Origin of the sequence: Nonomuraea jiangxiensis (genome assembly GCF_900099965.1) — a bacterium.
Taxonomy (GTDB): Bacteria; Actinomycetota; Actinomycetes; order Streptosporangiales; family Streptosporangiaceae; genus Nonomuraea; species Nonomuraea jiangxiensis.
The window spans coordinates 47,333-64,274 of record NZ_FNDJ01000030.1; the positions used below are offsets into that span (position 1 = coordinate 47,333).

Below are 16,942 nucleotides of genomic sequence, written 5' to 3' on the forward strand. Positions count from 1 at the left end.
CGGATCCCCGCCCGCCGCTGCCCGTACAGGACTCACCCGATCACCTCCCCGGCCTTTCTGGGACGGCCGTCGACGGTGACGGTGCCTGAGGTGGTCGAGATGTCGATCGTGCGCCCCCGGTAGCCCAGCCCGGTCAGCTCCACGTGCCCGCCGGGCAGGGCCGCCGGGCTGACGACCAGGCTGCCGTCGAGCCGGAACCGCACGCCCGCCGCGCCGGTCAGGATCGCCTCCGCCCCGGCCAGCCCGGCGACGATGTTGATCCGCCGGCCCGCGGGCGGCGCCGCAGGGCGGTCGCAGTAGTGGTCCTGGGGGAAGTACGGGAAGTGCCGCCCCATCCAGAGCAGCCGCCGCATGACCTCCCAGGCGAGGCCGGGCTCGCCCTGCTCCCAGAGGGTCAGGGCGAGCTGCGGCCCTTCCCCCGTGTACGCCCCGCCGCCCGACCAGTCGGTGTCGCCGAGCTCGTAGTGGACCCGGTCGTCCGCGGCCACGGCGCTGACGCCGTAGGGCGCGAGGAACGAGCCGTCACGCAGCCGCCCGAGCATGGCCCCGGCCATCTCCGGCGTGCAGGCGCCGCTCCGCATCGCGTCGAACGCCTGGACGTGCCGGACCACTTCGGTGTGCCCGTCGGGATACCGGCAGCGGAACCATCCCGCCTCCTCGTCCCACAACTCCCGGGCGATCGCCTGCCTGATGTCGCGGGCACGGGCGCGCAGGTCGCCGGCCGGGAGGCGGGCGCCGGAAACCTCCGACAACTCGGCCAGCCGGTCGAGGCACCAGGCGCGTTCGGCGTTGGGGCTGGCCACCACGTGCTCCCAGCCCGTGCTGCGCATCTCCAGCAGGTTGTACTGGTCGCCGTAGTCGCGCAGCGCGCCCGCCGGGGTGAAGCGCGCGTCCAGCCCCTCGACCAGGTCGTGGAGCTGGGTGACCAGGGACGGGGAGAGGCCGAGGTGCGCGGCGACGGCGGTGGCCAGGGTGACCAGGGACCAGCCGCTGTAGGCGTACGGGACGCCGAGGCCGGTGCCGTTGGGGGCGATCGCGTAGTGGCGGGTGAGATCCACCTTCATGATCGATTCGAGTACGGCGGTGGCGGCGTCGCCGAGCATGAGAGTGAGCAGGTGGGGGGCGTACCCGCCGGTGTCCCACGCGTAGGCGCACAGCGCCCCGCCGTCCAGCCCGGACGTGGCGACGAAGGGCGAGGTGATGAAACCGGGGTTGTCCCACAGGCAGACCAGCCCGCTGACCAGGGAGCCGCGCCAGTACGCCTCCAGCCCGGGGATGTCGCTGGAGAGCCGCGGCACCCGGGCCAGGGCCCGGGCCAGCCGAACCTCCGACCGGCCGGCGGACTCTGCGGCCAGTTCCCGCGGCCGCCCCGATGACGTGCCCGCGCCGGCGCGGACGGCCAGCGCGAACACCGCCGTCCCGCCCGCCGGGAGGTCCTGGCGGAGCCCCTCGTGGGAGAGCTCGACGGTGACGTCGCCGGCCTGCCAGGCCCCCTGGCCGGTGCGTACGGCCGCCGGGCCGGGGACGGGCGGGACCCAGCCCCATTCGCCGAGCGGGACGCGGCGGGGGCCGCCGGGTGCCACGTGCGGGTGGAGGGTCACGGTGACGTCCCGCCCGGCCCGGTTGGCGATCTCCACCTCCAGGACGAACCCGGCGTGTCCGTACAGCGGGGTGAGGGTGCTCCTGACCTGGAGCGAGATCAACTCACCCCGGTGGCGGCGGTGGTAGGTGCCGTCCCTGACGATCCGGCCGGGCCACCAGGTGCCGCCCGCGTGCAGCAGGCCGGTCCCGGCCACGCCCGGCGCCGCGCCGTCGGTGATCCGGTGCCCGTCCACCTCCAGCTCGACGGCCAGCCGGGCGTCGGGGGCCGCGTACGGCGGCGCGAACCACCCCCCGACCCCGCACACCGAACCCGGCGGGGCGTGGACCGTGGTCCAGCCGCTGGTGACCCAGACGTCCGAGGGCGCCTGGCTCCCGCGCAGGTCGAAGGCGAACTCGTCAACGGAATAAGGCATGCGTCAATCCCTTGCCTGACGGAGGGCTGGCGGGGGAGGAGGGGGCGGGCACGGGCACGCCGGGCCTGATGAGGGAGCGGGAGCCCGTCCAGTGGGTTCCGGGCGCTCGTGACCGATGCTGACACCGGCCGGTATTCGTCGCAAGAGTTACCGGCAAGTTACTACCGTTTTTCCTTCAGGTATTGCTATCGAACCGGTCCAGCGTTACCTTCCTGGCAAGCGTTGGACCGGTTTGACAAAAGGCCGGCGCAGTCGAGGAACCAACTATGCAGAAAATCACCATCCGCGATATCGCACGCCTGGCCGGCGTCTCGAAGTCGACGGTGTCGCTGGTGCTCAACAACAGCCCGCGGGTCGACCCGGAGACCCGGCGCCGGGTGCTGGCGATCATCAGACGGCACAATTACGTGCCCAACGCCACCGCCAGCGCGCTGGCCAAGGGGCGGCCGCCGTTCATCGGCATGATCGTGCCGGGGCTGACGTGGCGGATGGTGGCCCCGCTGAACTACGGGGTCGCGTCCGTCGTCGAGCGCACGCCGTACGAGATCATTCTCTACACGAGCACCAACGACCACGACTACGCGCCGGTCATCGACCGCATGCTCGCCTCGGGGATGTCGGCCGGCGTTCTGGTCATCAACCAGGACCAGGCCATGCAGCCGCTGCTCGACCTGCACGCGCAGGGAGTGCCGGTGATCCTGATCAACACCCTGGGCTCCCGCCTCGACCTGCCGTCGGTCGAGGCGGACAGCTACGAGGGGGCCTACGGCGCGGTCCGCCATCTGCTCGACCTGGGCCACCGGCGGATCGCGTCGCTGGCCGGGCCGATGACCTACCCCTGCTGCCAGGACCGGCAGCGCGGCTACGAGGACGCGCTGACGGCGGCCGGGGTTCCGATCGAGGCCCCGCTCACCCTGCGGACAGGATTCGACCCGCCCACGGCCCGTGAGCTGCTGCGCGCGCTGCTGGACCGCCCCGACCGGCCGACGGCGGTGTTCGCGCACAACGACGCCACCGCCTACGCCGCCATGGAGGCCGCCGCCGACCTCGGGCTGCGGGTGCCCGCGGACGTGTCGGTGGTGGGATTCGACGACATACCGTCCTCGGCGCACGTCAAGCCCGCCCTCACCACGGTCAGCCAGCCGTTCGAGGAGATGGGCGCGCAGGCGGCCCGGATGCTGCTGGCCGCGATCTCCCCGGAGTCCGCGGCGGACTTCGCGCCGGACGGCCCGCCCCCCACCCGCGTGCACCTGCCCACCACCCTCGTCGTCCGGGACAGCACGGGTCCCGCACCGAACTGACGCCCGCCATTTCACCCTCCTTCTAAATTCACCGCCTATTCCGACGCTCACATTTCGACGCCCATATTTCGACGCAGCAAAAGGCCGGCGTGCCCTCGGGGCACCGGTCGTGATCCCCCCTGCCCGTCGACAGAAAGGACCCGACCATGGGTCGCTGGACGAAAGCGCGGCGCCGGCTGGCGTACGTCATTCCCGGGGCGCTGCTCGCGGCTCTGGGACTGGCGGCGCCCGCGGCCGCCGCGGATCCGCCGACCGAGATCATGCCGGCCCACGTCCTGGAGGCGTTCACCCAGTTCACGGGGAATCCGGCACCCCGGACGACGATCGTCGACGTCCAGGGGCAACCCGACTTCGACCAGGCGCTGCAGATCACGGTGACCGGGCAGCCCGCCTCTCCCGGCCTGGACGGCGAGTACTCGCTCGGCGTGGGCGCCCCCTCCGCGCTGCCCACGGTCAAGGGCGAGGCGATGCTGGCCACCTTCTGGGCCCGCTCGATCACGCCCACCCCCACCGGCTCCGGCCTGGCCCACTTCGTGTTCGAGCAGAACGGTGGCGGCTACACCAAGTCCACCCAGGCGGCGATGAAGTTCGGCGGCACCTGGCAGCGCTACCGGCTGCCGTTCCGGATGGCCGCCGACTACGCGGCCGGGCAGGTCCGGATCAACTTCTGGCTCGGGTACGGCCCGCAGGTGCTGCAGATCGCGGGCGTGTCGGTGCTCCGGTACGGCGCCGGAACCCCGGACGGCTGGCCCCAGGCCACCTACGCGGGCCGCGAAGCGGGGGCCGCGTGGCGGGCCGCCGCCGCCGACCGCATCGAACGCAACCGCAAGGGCAACCTGTACGTCAAGGTCGTCGACGCCGAGGGCCACCTCGTCCCCGGCGCCACCGTCCAGGCGGACATGACCAGGCACGCCTTCAAGTTCGGCTCGGCCGCGGACGGCGTACGTCTGATGACGCAGAACACCTCCGCGCAGAAGTACCGCGACACGCTGCTGGCCAACTTCAACCAGTTCACGCTCGGCAACAACCTCAAGTGGAACCACTGGGAGAACCTGCCCGAGCGGAACGGCTACACCCTGCCCGCCCTCCAGTGGGGGCGCGACCACGGCCTGTTCGTCCGCGGGCACACCCTGATCTGGCCGTCGTGCGGGAACATGCCCGCCGACGTCTGCGGCCTCCGCGGCGACCCCGCCGCGCTGCGGAGCAGGATCGACGCCCACATCACCGAGGAGGCGGGCGCGCTCGCCGGCCTGATCGACGAGTGGGACGTGGTCAACGAGCCGTACGCCAACCACGACGTGCAGGACGTGCTCGGCGACGGCGAGCTCGACCGCTGGTTCCGGCTGACCCGGCAGGCCGACCCGGGCCCGAGGCTCTACCTCAACGACTACGACATCGTCGAGGACAACGGCTGGGAGGCCCGCCACCAGGACCACTTCACCGCCCGGGTCCGCGCGCTCAAGGACGGCGGGGCGCCCATCGGCGGGATCGGCATCCAGGGGCACTTCGCCGGTGAGCAGCTCACCCCGCCGGCGGACCTGGTCACGCTGATCAACAGGTTCGGCGGGCTGGGCCTGCCCGTCGCGATCACCGAGTTCGACGTCGGCACCACCGACGAGCAACTCCAGGCCGACTACACGCGGGACTTCCTGACCACGATGTTCAGCATGCCGCAGGTCACCGGGGTCAGCACGTTCGGGTTCTGGGAGGGCGACACCTGGGATCCCAAGCGGGCCCTGTTCAGGACCGACTGGACCCTCAAGCCGAACGGCCGGGCCTGGCGCGACCTCATCTACGGCACCTGGTGGACGAAGGCCACGGCCACCACCGGGCCGACCGGCTCGACCACGGTGCGCGGCTTCCTCGGCGACTACACCGTGAAGGTCACGGCCGGCGGCGTCACCAAGGAGGTCGCCGTCTCGATGCCGACCATCAGCGGCAAGGCGATCACGGTAGTCGTCGGCTGACCTCAGCAGACCCGAAAGGAAAGACCATGCCAGCCATACAACTCAGCCGCCGGCAACTTCTGCGGGCCGCCGCCGCCACCGGCGGGGCCGCGTTGCTCGCCGGCTGCGGCGGCTCCCCCGAAGACGCCGGCCCTGCCTCGGGCACCAGCCTGGCGTACTGGGACTGGTACGTCAGCCAGGCGCCGTGGGTGGACAACGAGATCAAGCTCTTCCAGCAGGCCAACGGCAAGACCACGGTCAAGAAGACCACGCAGGTCACCGACAAGTACCTCGACCTGCTGGCGCTGGCGTTCCGCAGCGGCACCGCCCCGGACGTGTTCCTGCTGCCCACGAAGCCGAAACTGGAGGTCCACGTCGGCGAGGGGTGGCTGATGCCCCTGGACAGGTGGGCCACCGCCGAGTGGCGGTCGAGGTTCCCCGACAACAGCTTCGTCGAGGGCGTCAACATCTTCGGCGGCAAGGTCTACTCCGCGCCCTTCAGCGGCCTGGCACCGGCGTTGCAGCTCTACCTCCACAACGGCGTCTTCAAGGAGGCCGGGCTGACCAACCCCGACGGGACGGTCCAGATCCCGAAGACCTGGGACGACATCACCCGCGCAGCCGAGACGATCACCAGCAAGAGTGGCGGCAAGGTCTTCGGGCTCGGCTTCGGCAACGCGCAGAAGGGGGCGCTGCCGTGGCTGATCGAGCTGTTCTGCCGGGGTGCCGGGTCGCCCGGAGGCACCCAGAACGTGGACTACCGCACCGGCCGCTGGACCTACGGCACCGACCGCAACTACGCCGACTTCCTGGCGCTGCTCCTGGACTGGAAGAACCGCGGCTTCATCTACCCCAACTCGATGAGCATCTCGGACGAGCAGGCCAGGGCGTTCTTCTCCAAGGGCCGCTTCGGCATGATCGTCGGCGGCGTGTGGAACCAGGCGCCCTGGGAGGAGGCCGGCTTCAAGGACTACAGCCTCATGACGCTCCCGTCGCCGACCGGCACCCCGCAGGGCTACTTCTACGGATCACCGGGCAGCTACCTGCTGGGCATCTCGGCCAAGGCCAAGAACCCCGACCAGGCGTGGGCCTGGCTCGACTGGTTCTACGGTCCCGCCGCCGGCAAGCGCTGGGTGCAGGGCGGCTACGGCCTGTCGGTCTATCCCGAGAACAACGATCCGGCGGGCGTGACCTCACCGACGTTCCGCCAGTACGTCGCCATGGCCGGCACGGCACTCGTCGGCCCGGTGCCCGCGATCCGCAACCCCGAGATCGCCAAGGTGGAGGTGGCGGCGGTCCAGCCGGACCTCCCCGACGTCGCCGCGGGCATCTACACCGGCCAGCTCAAGGACGCCCCCAAGGCGCTCAAGGAACTGGAGGACCGCCTCAACGGCGCCCTGAGCGAGGCCGTCGCGAAGGCCCGCGGGCAGGGGCTCAAGGTCGGCATGGACGACTACGTGTTCGCCGACTGGGACATCGCCAAGCCGTACACGACCAAGCGCGGATGACCTGATGACCGACGTCCGACTGGCCGCCCGGCCCCGTGCGCTGAGCACGGGGACGGTCTCCGGCCTGTGGCGGCGGATCGCCGCCGCCCGCTGGTCCTACCTGTACGTCCTGCCGATGCTGGTGCTGCTGCTGGCGTTCGTGATCTACCCCATCATCGCCTCGCTCGGCTACACCTTCTACCGGTGGGACGGGATCGGCGAGCCCGGGGACTTCGTCGGGCTCGCCAACTTCTCCCGGGTGATGACGGACGGCATCTTCTGGGGCGCCCTGCGCAACACGTTCTTCTACGTGCTGCTGGTGGTGCCCATCCAGCTCGTCCTGGCGCTCGCGCTCGCCCTGGTGCTCAACAACCGCCGGTTGCGGCTGCGGACCTTCTACCGCACGCTGTTCTTCCTGCCGGTGGTGACCTCGGCCGCGGTCGTCGGCGTGGTCGTCCAGCTGCTGTTCTCCAATTTCGGCGACGTCGTCAACGACGTCCTGATGTCGCTCGGCCTCACCCACGAGTACATCGATTGGCTCGGCGACCCGAACTTCGCGATGATCATCATCATCGGGGTCGGGATCTGGCACACGCTGGGCTACAACCTGGTGTACTTCCTGGCCGGGCTGCAGACGATCCCCGACGAGCTCTACGAGGCGGCGCGGCTCGACGGCGCGGGCGCCTTCGCGTGCTTCCGCCACATCACCGTGCCCCTGCTCAGGTCGGTGGGCGTCGTCATCGTACTGCTGTCGGTCATCGGCTCGTTCCAGGTCTTCGACCTCGTGCAGGTGCTCACCAACGGCGGGCCGTACTTCGCCACCGAGGTCGTCAACTCCTACATCTACCACCTGGCCTTCGGCGGGTTCTCCGGCTCCAGCGTCGACCGGGACGTCGGCCTGGCCTCGGCGGCCTCGTTCTTCTACGGGCTGCTGCTCATCGTGTTCGCCGTGGTCCAGGCCCTCTTCCTGCGGGCCCTGGTCAGACGCAGGGGAGGCCGCGCATGACCCGTCGCGCGCCGGTGATGACGCACGTGTTCCTGCTCGTGGGCGGGGTGGCCTGGCTCTACCCGTTCCTGTGGACGCTGGGCAGCTCGCTCAAGAGCACCGACGAGTTCTTCGGCCGCGGCCTCGACCCGCTGCCCGGCACGCCGCTGTGGTCGAACTACGCGCAGGCCTGGCAGGGCGCCTCCTTCGGGCAGTATTTCCTCAACACCCTCACCATCACCGTCGCCACGGTGCTCATCACCCTGCTCGTCACCGCCATGGCCGGCTACACCCTGGCCCGTACCGAGTTCCCCGGCAAGGGCCTGGTCCTGGTCGCGGTGGCGGCGACCGTGTTCCTGCCCCACGGTTACACCATCATCCCGATCTTCGACATCATGGACGGGCTGGGCCTGCTCAACAGCCTCTGGTCGATCATCATCGTGCAGTCCGCCGGCGGGATCGTGTTCGGCACCTTCCTGTTCATGGGCTACTTCCGGGCGATCGACCGGGCGCTGGAGGACGCCGCCCGGGTGGACGGGGCCAATTTCCACCAGGTCTTCTGGCGGATCATGCTGCCGCTGGCCGGGCCGATGCTGGCCACGGTGGGCCTGTTCACCGCCATCTCGGCGTGGAACAGCTTCTTCATCCCGCTCGTGTTCACCCTCGCCCGTCCCGAACTGCGCACGCTCGGCGTCGGGATGTACGCCTTCATCGGCGAGAACTCCACCGACTGGACGCTGCTGTGCGCCGGCTCGGTCATCACGCTCGCCCCCATCATCGCGATCTTCCTGGTGCTGCAGAGGTTCTTCGTGAACGGCCTGGCCGGCGCCGTCAAGCAGTGACAACCCTGCGGGGGCGCCGGTCATCCCGCATCGCCATACAGCACGGGGTTGAGCGGGGTGTCCGGCACGGTCCCGACCTCGGCGCCGGGCAGCCACGCGCGCAGGTCCGCCCACTGGTTGTCGTTGACCGGCCGGGCGACCGTGATGCCGGCGTCCATGTAGATGACGGTCATCACCCGGCGCGGGAGGTCAGAGCGGTTCGGCGCGGCATGGTGGAACGTCCATCCGAGGTGATAGCTCACCTCCCCGAGCCGGTACGGGTGCGCGACGACCGGGAAGTCCCGCTCGGCCAGCGCCCGCTGCAACGCCCGCTCGGACTCGTCGCTGATGGGCAGGTCACGGCCGTACTCGAAGCGGTGGCTGCCGGCGGCGAAGGCCAGCGGCCCCATCTCGGCCGGCGTGTCCTGCAGCGGGATCCAGGCCGTCACGGTGCGGTCGGTGGCCAGCGGCCAGTAGTACTGGTCGGCGTGCCAGGGGGTGAACCCGCCGCCCGGCTCCTTGTACAGCGCCTGGTCGTGATAGAGGCGGACGGCGGCGACGCCGAGCAACTCGGCCGCGATGCGGGCCAGCCGCCGGGAGAAGACGAACGCGCGTACGAGGTCGCTGTGCCGCCACAGGTTGGTGACCTGGAGGAAGGCCTTGCCGTACGTGTCGCGCTGCTCCAGGGGCAGGTGCTGGGTGTTCAGCTCGATGACCTTGCCGGTGATCTCGGGCTCGTACGCCGCGATCGTCCCGGCGTCCAGCACGCCGGGCAGCCGGACGAAGCCGTGGTCGGTGAAGTGCCGCAGCGCGGCGGCGTCGAGGGCGTAGCGGGACTGCAGATCCGTCATACCGCCAGCTTCCCCGCATCCCCTGCCGCCCTGCCACGCGATGGATGACCGGTTCCGGTACTTTCGTGATGATCGCCGGGACAGCGTGACCACATTCGGACGGCGGAGGACCGTGCGCGCGACCTTCGAACACATCGAGGCCACCCCCAGCTCTCCTGGAAGCTGTACGTCCGGCGGGCCTCGCGCTTCCGCTTCGCCTGGCACTTCCACCGGGAATTCGAACTGACCCTGATCACCCACGGCACCGGCACCCGCTTCGTGGGCGACCGCGTCGAGGAGTACGCTCCCGCGGACCTGACCCTGATCGGCCCGGAGACGCCGCACACCTACCAGTCGGTTCCCGGGACCATCCGGAATGAGGCGATCGTCGTCCAGTTCCGCCGGGACTTCCTGGGAGCGGGCTTCTTCGACCGCCCCGAGTTCACCGGCGTGGCCGCCCTCCCCGAACGCTCGGCACGCGGGCTGAGCTTCCCCCCGTCCGCCGTGGAACCGGGCGCGCTGCGAGCCCTCGCGGCGGGCGGGACGATGCCGCCGCCCGAGCGCACCCTCGCCCTGGTCGGCGTGCTCGTCGCCCCGGCCTCGGTCAGCCGCTTCTTCCGCCGCACCACCGGCGCCACCATCACCGGCTATCTCACCATGCTGCGGATCAGCGCCGCCTGCCGGCTGTTGCGGGAGACCGATCGCGCCGTCTCCGCCATCGCCGCCGACTGCGGCTACGCCAACCTGTCCACCTTCAACCGGCGTTTCCGGGAGCGGACGGGCATGTCTCCGCGCGAGTACCGGGCACACTGGTCTTCCGGCACGTCGCCTGACCCGCCACCGGTCGGACCCGACCGAATTCCCGTTTAAACCAGTAGGGAATGTTGACTTGTCCGGAATGTCGTCCTAACGTCGGACATATGAGGCAGGATCTTCTGCTGACCAGGCGCTCCCACGTGGACTTCGGCCACGTCGCCAGCGCTCAATGTCGTTGATCACGGACTAGCGGCCGGGGCCGGCCACCACCGCTTTCCCTCCACGTTCCCGGCGTGGCCGACGCCGTCCACGCCCCCCACCCCCGCTTCGCGACCCGGAAAGCCGCCGGGGCGCCGCGTGAGCGTGCCCTTCTCTCGTGAGGAACCTTCTCGTGTTCGTGCCATCAGTGACCTCCGGCCACCCCGACAGGACGGGAGTGACCGCGTGACCGACACGCTTCCCGACCGAGCCGTCGGCGCCGACTCCTTCCGGCAGGCGCTCGCCGTACACGCCAGCGGCGTCGTGGTCATCACCGCGCAGAGCGACGGTGTCCCCGTCGGGCTGACCGCCACGTCGTTCTCCTCGGTCAGCCTCGAACCGCCCCTGGTCTCCTTCTACGTGGACCGTTCCTCCACCACCTGGCCGCGACTCGGCGCCGCCGACCACTTCGCGGTCAACATCCTCGCCGGTGACCAGGCCGACCTCGCCGCCCGGTTCGCCCGTAAGGGCATCGACCGGTTCGCCCCGCCCACCGGCTGGCGGCCCGGACCGCTCGGCGCCCCGCTGCTGCACGACGTCTCCGCGCACCTGGTGTGCCTGCCGTACGAGCGGGTCGAGGTCGGCGACCACATCCTCGTCGTCGGCCTGGTCGCCGAGGCCGAGACGCACGACCCTGGCCGGCCGCTCCTCTACCACCAGGGCCGCTTCGGCCGCTTCCTGGCCCATCCCGACTCCTGAACCGCCGACGTTCACGCCCGCCTACATCGACCCCGCGATATCTGGAGCTCACATGACCTTGCACCTGGCCGTGGCGCTGGACGGCACGGGCTGGCACCCGGCCGCCTGGCGCGACCCGGCCGCCACACCCGAGGCGATCTTCTCGGCCGACTACTGGGCGGCTCTCGTGGCCGAGGCCGAGCGCGGGCTGCTCGACTTCGTCACCATCGAGGACAACCTCAGTCTGCAGTCCGTGCTGCCCGACAGGCCGGACGACCGGACGGACCAGGTACGCGGCCGGTTCGACGCGGTGCTGCTGGCGGCCCGGCTGGCTCCGCTCACCACCCGGATCGGCCTGGTGCCGACGGGCACCACCACGCACACCGAGCCGTTCCACGTGGCGATCGGGATCGCCACGCTGGATCACGTCAGTGGCGGCCGGGCGGGGTGGCGGGTGCGGGTGTCCCCGCAGGCCCAGGAGGCGCGGCATTTCGGTCGCAGGGAGTTCCCGTCGCTTGATCGATTGCCGGACGGGCCCGGCGGGCTGTCGTCGCACGCGGAAGAGCTGTTCGCGGAGGCTACCGATGTGGTGGAGGTGGCACGACGGCTGTGGGACAGCTGGGAGGACGACGCCGAGATCCGGGATGTGGCCACCGGCCGGTTCATCGATCGGGACAGGCTTCATTACGTCGACTTCGCCGGGCGGTTCTTCTCGGTCAGGGGGCCGTCGATCACGCCTCGGTCGCCGCAGGGGCAGCCGGTGGTGACGGCGCTCGCGCATGCCCGGTTGCCGTACGAGTTCGCCGCGGGGAGCGCCGACGTCGTGTTCGTCACGCCGGGGTCGGCGGAGGAGGCGCGTGCCGTGGCGGGGGAGGTCAGAGGGTTGTCGGAGCGGTTGATGATCTTCGCCGACCTTGTGGTGTTCCTGGGGGAGGGCGCGGCCGGGCGCAGGGCCCGGCTGGACGAGCTGGACGGGGCCGAGCTCTCCTCCGACGCCGCCGTCTTCGCGGGGACCGCCGGTGAGCTGGCCGAGCTGCTGCTGGAGTGGCGGCGGGCCGGAATCCAGGGGTTCCGGCTGCGGCCCGGCACGCTGCCGTACGACCTGGAGCGGATCACCCGCGACCTGACGGCCGAGCTGCGGGCACGCGGGGCGTTCAGGAGCAGGTACGAGGCCGCCACGCTGCGCGGGCTGCTCGGCCTGCCGCGTCCGGCCAGCCGCTACGCGGAGGTGTCATGAAATTTCTTGCTATCACGCTGATCGTTCACAACGACGACCGGTCACCCACCGAACGCTTCCGCGAGGTCGTCGGGAACGCCGTGCTGGCCGAGGAGCTCGGTTTCGACGGGTTCGGCGTGGGGGAGCGGCACGAGCGGCCGTTCATCTCCTCCTCGCCGCCGGTCGTGCTCAGCCACATCGCGGCGAAAACCTCCAGGATCCGGCTGTTCACCGCGGTCACCACGCTGAGCCTGCTGGACCCGGTGCGGGCCTACGAGGACTACGCCACGCTCGACCACCTGTCGGAGGGCCGGCTGGAGCTGATCATCGGTAAGGGCAACGGAGCCGCGCAGGCCCAGCTGTTCCACGTCACGGCCGACGACCAGTGGGAGCGCAACCGCGAGGGGTACGAGCTGTTCCGCCGCCTCTGGCGGGAGGACAAGGTCACCTGGCAGGGCAGGTTCCGGCCGTCGCTGACCGACGCCGAGACCTGGCCACGCCCGCTGCAGCGGCCGATCCGGGTCTGGCACGGCAGCGCCACCAGCAAGGAGTCGGTGGACCTGGCCGCCCGCTACGGCGATCCGCTGTTCTCCGCCAACGTCACCAACCCCATCGACCCCTACGCCGAGCTCATCGACCACTACCGCGAACGCTGGGCGCACTACGGTCACGACCCGGCCGACGCCCTGATCGGCGCCGGAACGGCGGGTTACTACGCGGCCCGCACCTCGCAGGAGGCGATCGCGACGTACCGGCCGGTCTACGACGCCAGGGTGGCGTTCCAGCGGCGGCTCGGCCTGCCGATCGTCTTCCCGACACTGGAGGACGCCATTGAGCGCAGTTCGATCCTGGTGGGCAGTCCGCAGCAGGTCATCGACAAGGTGCTGAGCTACCACAAGCGGTTCGGGCACGAGGTCATGCACCTGCACGCCGACGCCGACGGGCTCACGCCGAAACAGCACCGGGACGCGCTGGAGCTGTTCCAGGCCGAGATCGCACCGGTGCTGCGCGCGGAGATCCCCAGCAGACCGTTCCCCGGAGGTGCCGCGTGACGCTGTCCATCCTGGACCTCGCCCCCATCCTGTCGGGCGGCACCGCCGCCGAGGCGTTGCGCAACACCCTTGACCTGGCCCAGCGGGCGGAGGAGTTCGGCTACCGCCGCTACTGGCTGGCCGAGCACCATTTCGCGCCGGGCGTGGCGAGCTCGGCCCCGGCCGTGCTGATCGCGCTGGTGGCGGCGGCCACGTCGACGATCAGGGTCGGGTCGGGCGCCGTGCAGCTCGGGCACCAGACACCGCTGTCGGTGGTCGAGCAGTTCGGGCTCATCGACGCGCTGCACCCGGGGCGCATCGACCTCGGGATAGGCCGGTCGGGCCAGCGCCGCGCCGAACTGGCCGCCAAGGGCCCCGCCGCGTCGGCCGCGGGCGACCCGCCGGCGGCCCGGACGGTGGACGGGCTGCTCATCCCGGCGCCGTTCGACTTCTCCAAGCTCGCCGCGCACCCGCACCTCCTCCACTACGCCTCGCTGTTGCAGCAGCCCGGCGCGCAAACGCCGGACTTCAACGACCAGATCGGCGACGTGCTCGCCTTCCTGCACGGCACGCACGAGGCGCGGGCCGTGCCCGGCGAGGGGGCCGACGTGCAGGTGTGGATCCTGGGCAGCAGCGGCGGGCAGAGCGCCCGGGTCGCGGGGGAGCGGGGGCTGCCGTTCGCGGCGAACTACCACGTCAGCCCGTCCAGTGTGCTGGAGGCGGTGGAGGCCTACCGGGAGGCGTTCAAGCCCTCGGACACGCTGGACGAGCCGTACGTGGTCGTCTCGGCGGACGCCGTCGTGGCCGCGGACGGGGCGCGCGCCCGCGACCTGGCCAAGGGATACGACCTGTGGGTCCGGAGCATCAGGACGGGCGCGGGCGCGATGCCGTACCCCACGCCGGAGGAGGCCGACGCCCACGTGTGGACCGACGCCGACCTGGAGCTGGTCAAGGACCGGATCGACACGCGCTTCGTCGGCACCCCCGAGGAGGTGGCCGAGGGGCTGCGCGTGCTGCGCCGCGTGACCGGGGCCGACGAACTGCTCATCACCACCATCACCCACGACCACCGAGCCCGCGTGCGCTCCTACGAGCTGCTCGCCGAAGCCTGGAACCGCCCGTGAAGCGCCTGATCCCGGCCCTGCTCCTGGCGCTCACCGCGTGCGGCGCGCCGGCCGCCCAGGATGCCCGGGCGACCACGCTGACCTGGGCCATCGAGACGCAGCCGATCACCCTGAACCCGCAGCTCTGGTCGCAGAACAAGGTCAGGCTGCTGGTGTTCAACCAGTTCGACGCGCTCATCTCGCGTGGCGAGGACGGCTCCTTCCAGCCGTGGCTGGCCAGGTCGTGGCAGGTGTCGGACGACGGGCTGACCTACACGCTCGACCTCCGTGACGACGTCACCTTCCACGACGGCACCAGGTTCGACGCCGCCGCGGTCAAGGCCAACCTCGACCAGTTCCGGACGCCCGGCTACAACCCGGCCGTGGCCTCGATCCAGCTGCGGGCGTTCAAGGAGGCGAAGGTGCTCTCGCCGACCACGCTGGAGATCACGCTCAAGGAGCCGGACGCGCTGTTCCTCGACTTCCTCGCCTCGCCCTACGCCGGGCAGGTCTCGCCGAAGTCGCTGAAGAACGCCAAGGACCTCGAGTTCGGCGGGCTCGACCTGGTCGGCACGGGGCCGTTCATCCTCGACCGGTACGTGCAGGGCCAGGAGATCCATTACCGCCGCAACCCCGCCTACAAGTGGCCACCGGCCGGGGCCGCGCACCAGGGACCCGCGCACCTGTCCGAGATCACCTACCGGTTCCTCCCCGAGGCCGCGGTCCGGGTCGGGGCGCTCACCTCCGGCCAGGTCCAGGTGATCGAGGGCGTGCCCGCCACCGAGGTCGGCCTCATCAAGAAGGACCCGAACCTGGCCCTGCACACGGCGCTCAACTCCGGCACCGCCTACTCCTACTACTTCAACACCTCCCACGCCCCCTTCGACGACCGGCGCGTACGCGAGGCGTTCCGCGAGGCCGTGGACGTGGACGCCGTGCTGCGCTCGGTCTACCAGGACACCGCCACCCGGGCATGGAGCATCGTCGGCAAGCGCAGCCCCTTCTACGACGCCACGCTGGAGAGAACCTACGGCGGCGACGTGGCCAGGGCCAACGCCTTACTCGACGCGGCCGGGTGGCGGGAACGCGACGCCGAGGGCTTCCGGGTCAAGGCCGGCAAGCGGCTCACCGTACGCGAGGTCGCCTCGGCGCCGTTCGTCCGCGACCGCAGGGACATCCTCAGCCAGGCCATCCAGGCCCAGGTCAAGCAGAACGCCGGCATCGACCTTCAGGTCAGGATCGTCGACCAGGGCAGCGCGCAGCAGGCCCTGGACCAGGACCAGTACGAGATCTTCGGCAACTCCCGCGGCGACTCCGACGCGGGCGCCGCGCTCAACCTGATCCTGCCGGACAAGGCCTCCATCAACCGCACCAACTTCACCGATCCCCGAGTGGACGAGTGGCTCGCGGCGGCCTCGGCCGTCTCCGACCCGGCCGAGCGCGCCAAGCTCTACGCCAAGGTCCAGCGGGCGGCCGTGGTGGACAACGCCATCGTGTTCCCGCTCTACGTGCCCGCCGACCAGATCGCCGCGGCCAAGAGCGTGCAGGGCCTCGGCTTCGACCCGGCCTCCGGCACCCCGGCGGGCGCGTACGACGTGCGGATCGGCACATGATCAGGCGACTGGGGGCCGGGCTGGCCGTGCTCTGGGCCGCCGCCACCGCCGCGTACGCGGCCCTGCTGCTCGCCCCGGGCGACACCGTGGACATCCTGGTCGGCGACGGCCCCGACACTCCCGAGATCCGGGCGGACATCATCGCCGACTGGGGTCTCGACCGGCCGGAGATCGTGCAGTACCTGTCCTACCTGTGGCGGCTGCTGCACGGCGACCTCGGCCGCTCCTACCAGCTCCAGCGTGGCGTGGGCGACGTCCTGGCCACCCAGATCGGGCCGACCGCGCAGCTCACCCTGGCCGCGGCCGGGACCGGGGTGGCGCTGGCCGGGATCATCGCGCTGGTCACCGCGGGCCGGGGGAGGTGGCTGCGCGGCGCGGCCTCGGCCGCCGAGCTGGCGTCGGTGTCGGTCCCGCCGTTCCTCATCGGGATCGTGCTGCTGTCGCTGTTCTCGTTCACGCTCGGCTGGTTCCCCGTCTCGGGGGCGCAGGGGCCGGGGGCGCTGGTGCTGCCCGCGCTCGCCCTCGGCCTGCCCATTGCGGGCGTGCTGGGCCAGGTCCTGCGCGGCGGGCTGGAGCGGGCGCTGGAACAGCCCTTCGCGGTGACGGCGCGGGCGCGCGGGCTGACCGAGCGCGCCCTGGTCGCCCGGCATGCCCTGCGGCACGCGCTGATCCCCGCCGTGACGCTGGCCGGCTGGTTCACCGGGACCCTGCTCGGCGGCGCGGTCATCACCGAGGTGCTGTTCGGCCGGCCAGGACTCGGCCAGGTGGCGATGCAGGCCGTGACCGGCAGGGACATGCCCGTCGTCATGGCCGTCGTCCTGCTGTCGGCCCTCGCGTACGTCACCATCAGCACGCTGCTGGACCTGGCCTACCGCGCCATCGACCCCCGGATCCGGGGCTGA

General features: G+C 71.1%; 14 protein-coding genes. 12 read left to right on the forward strand and 2 right to left on the reverse strand.

Annotation, left to right across the window (positions count from 1 at the left end; translation table 11 throughout):
• Nucleotides 1-32: 32 nt before the first annotated feature.
• On the reverse strand, nucleotides 33-2,015 hold the full coding sequence (locus tag BLS95_RS43685; RefSeq protein WP_090945505.1) for an MGH1-like glycoside hydrolase domain-containing protein: 1,983 nt from the start codon (nucleotides 2,013-2,015) through the stop codon (nucleotides 33-35).
• 266 nt (nucleotides 2,016-2,281) lie between these two features.
• On the opposite strand from BLS95_RS43685, the gene BLS95_RS43690 reads away from it, so the two are divergent.
• The 5 genes from BLS95_RS43690 (at nucleotide 2,282) to BLS95_RS43710 (ending at nucleotide 8,576) form a co-directional block, all read left to right on the forward strand.
• Nucleotides 2,282-3,316 carry a LacI family DNA-binding transcriptional regulator gene (locus BLS95_RS43690; RefSeq protein WP_090945506.1) on the forward strand — a complete coding sequence of 345 codons (1,035 nt, stop codon included), beginning with the start codon at nucleotides 2,282-2,284 and terminating at the stop codon, nucleotides 3,314-3,316.
• A gap of 146 nt (nucleotides 3,317-3,462) precedes the next feature.
• Nucleotides 3,463-5,283, forward strand: coding sequence for an endo-1,4-beta-xylanase (locus BLS95_RS43695; protein WP_090945507.1), 1,821 nt, complete (start codon nucleotides 3,463-3,465; stop codon nucleotides 5,281-5,283).
• 26 nt (nucleotides 5,284-5,309) lie between these two features.
• Nucleotides 5,310-6,770 carry an ABC transporter substrate-binding protein gene (locus BLS95_RS43700; protein WP_090945508.1) on the forward strand — a complete coding sequence of 487 codons (1,461 nt, stop codon included), beginning with the start codon at nucleotides 5,310-5,312 and terminating at the stop codon, nucleotides 6,768-6,770.
• A gap of 4 nt (nucleotides 6,771-6,774) precedes the next feature.
• Nucleotides 6,775-7,755 carry a carbohydrate ABC transporter permease gene (locus tag BLS95_RS43705; protein WP_090945509.1) on the forward strand — a complete coding sequence of 327 codons (981 nt, stop codon included), beginning with the start codon at nucleotides 6,775-6,777 and terminating at the stop codon, nucleotides 7,753-7,755.
• Nucleotides 7,752-8,576, forward strand: coding sequence for a carbohydrate ABC transporter permease (locus BLS95_RS43710; RefSeq protein WP_090945510.1), 825 nt, complete (start codon nucleotides 7,752-7,754; stop codon nucleotides 8,574-8,576). The genes BLS95_RS43705 and BLS95_RS43710 overlap by 4 nt, the downstream gene beginning before the upstream one ends.
• A gap of 20 nt (nucleotides 8,577-8,596) precedes the next feature.
• Here the strand turns inward: BLS95_RS43710 and BLS95_RS43715 are convergent, their stop codons facing one another.
• Nucleotides 8,597-9,406 carry a phytanoyl-CoA dioxygenase family protein gene (locus tag BLS95_RS43715; RefSeq protein ID WP_090945511.1) on the reverse strand — a complete coding sequence of 270 codons (810 nt, stop codon included), beginning with the start codon at nucleotides 9,404-9,406 and terminating at the stop codon, nucleotides 8,597-8,599.
• Nucleotides 9,407-9,568: 162 nt separating this feature from the next.
• Between BLS95_RS43715 and BLS95_RS43720 the strand changes: the two genes are divergently transcribed.
• The 7 genes from BLS95_RS43720 to BLS95_RS43750 all read left to right on the forward strand — a co-directional run bounded on the left by BLS95_RS43720 (nucleotide 9,569) and on the right by BLS95_RS43750 (nucleotide 16,942).
• On the forward strand, nucleotides 9,569-10,255 hold the full coding sequence (locus BLS95_RS43720) for an AraC family transcriptional regulator (RefSeq protein ID WP_281250107.1): 687 nt from the start codon (nucleotides 9,569-9,571) through the stop codon (nucleotides 10,253-10,255).
• Nucleotides 10,256-10,585: 330 nt separating this feature from the next.
• The gene (locus BLS95_RS43725; RefSeq protein WP_090945513.1) at nucleotides 10,586-11,098 is read left to right on the forward strand and encodes a flavin reductase family protein; all 513 of its coding nucleotides are present in this window, start codon (nucleotides 10,586-10,588) and stop codon (nucleotides 11,096-11,098) included.
• A 52-nt stretch (nucleotides 11,099-11,150) separates the two neighbouring features.
• Nucleotides 11,151-12,314, forward strand: coding sequence for an LLM class flavin-dependent oxidoreductase (locus tag BLS95_RS43730; protein WP_090945514.1), 1,164 nt, complete (start codon nucleotides 11,151-11,153; stop codon nucleotides 12,312-12,314).
• Nucleotides 12,311-13,345, forward strand: a complete 1,035-nt coding sequence (locus BLS95_RS43735) for an LLM class flavin-dependent oxidoreductase (protein WP_090945515.1) — start codon at nucleotides 12,311-12,313, stop codon at nucleotides 13,343-13,345. Before BLS95_RS43730 ends, BLS95_RS43735 begins: the two co-directional genes overlap by 4 nt.
• On the forward strand, nucleotides 13,342-14,448 hold the full coding sequence (locus BLS95_RS43740) for an LLM class flavin-dependent oxidoreductase (protein WP_090945516.1): 1,107 nt from the start codon (nucleotides 13,342-13,344) through the stop codon (nucleotides 14,446-14,448). Before BLS95_RS43735 ends, BLS95_RS43740 begins: the two co-directional genes overlap by 4 nt.
• The gene (locus BLS95_RS43745) at nucleotides 14,445-16,040 is read left to right on the forward strand and encodes an ABC transporter substrate-binding protein (RefSeq protein WP_245765654.1); all 1,596 of its coding nucleotides are present in this window, start codon (nucleotides 14,445-14,447) and stop codon (nucleotides 16,038-16,040) included. Before BLS95_RS43740 ends, BLS95_RS43745 begins: the two co-directional genes overlap by 4 nt.
• Nucleotides 16,037-16,942, forward strand: coding sequence for an ABC transporter permease (locus BLS95_RS43750; protein WP_090945517.1), 906 nt, complete (start codon nucleotides 16,037-16,039; stop codon nucleotides 16,940-16,942). The genes BLS95_RS43745 and BLS95_RS43750 overlap by 4 nt, the downstream gene beginning before the upstream one ends.

What these genes read in the sequence shown, in the direction of transcription:
- BLS95_RS43750 (WP_090945517.1), top strand. Translation starts at nt 16,037, where the DNA reads ATGATCAGGCGACTGGGGGCCGGGCTGGCCGTGCTCTGGGCCGCCGCC.
- BLS95_RS43690 (WP_090945506.1), top strand. Translation starts at nt 2,282, where the DNA reads ATGCAGAAAATCACCATCCGCGATATCGCACGCCTGGCCGGCGTCTCG.
- BLS95_RS43685 (WP_090945505.1), bottom strand. Translation starts at nt 2,015, where the DNA reads ATGCCTTATTCCGTTGACGAGTTCGCCTTCGACCTGCGCGGGAGCCAG.
- BLS95_RS43710 (WP_090945510.1), top strand. Translation starts at nt 7,752, where the DNA reads ATGACCCGTCGCGCGCCGGTGATGACGCACGTGTTCCTGCTCGTGGGC.
- BLS95_RS43705 (WP_090945509.1), top strand. Translation starts at nt 6,775, where the DNA reads ATGACCGACGTCCGACTGGCCGCCCGGCCCCGTGCGCTGAGCACGGGG.
- BLS95_RS43735 (WP_090945515.1), top strand. Translation starts at nt 12,311, where the DNA reads ATGAAATTTCTTGCTATCACGCTGATCGTTCACAACGACGACCGGTCA.
- BLS95_RS43700 (WP_090945508.1), top strand. Translation starts at nt 5,310, where the DNA reads ATGCCAGCCATACAACTCAGCCGCCGGCAACTTCTGCGGGCCGCCGCC.
- BLS95_RS43695 (WP_090945507.1), top strand. Translation starts at nt 3,463, where the DNA reads ATGGGTCGCTGGACGAAAGCGCGGCGCCGGCTGGCGTACGTCATTCCC.
- BLS95_RS43730 (WP_090945514.1), top strand. Translation starts at nt 11,151, where the DNA reads ATGACCTTGCACCTGGCCGTGGCGCTGGACGGCACGGGCTGGCACCCG.
- BLS95_RS43715 (WP_090945511.1), bottom strand. Translation starts at nt 9,406, where the DNA reads ATGACGGATCTGCAGTCCCGCTACGCCCTCGACGCCGCCGCGCTGCGG.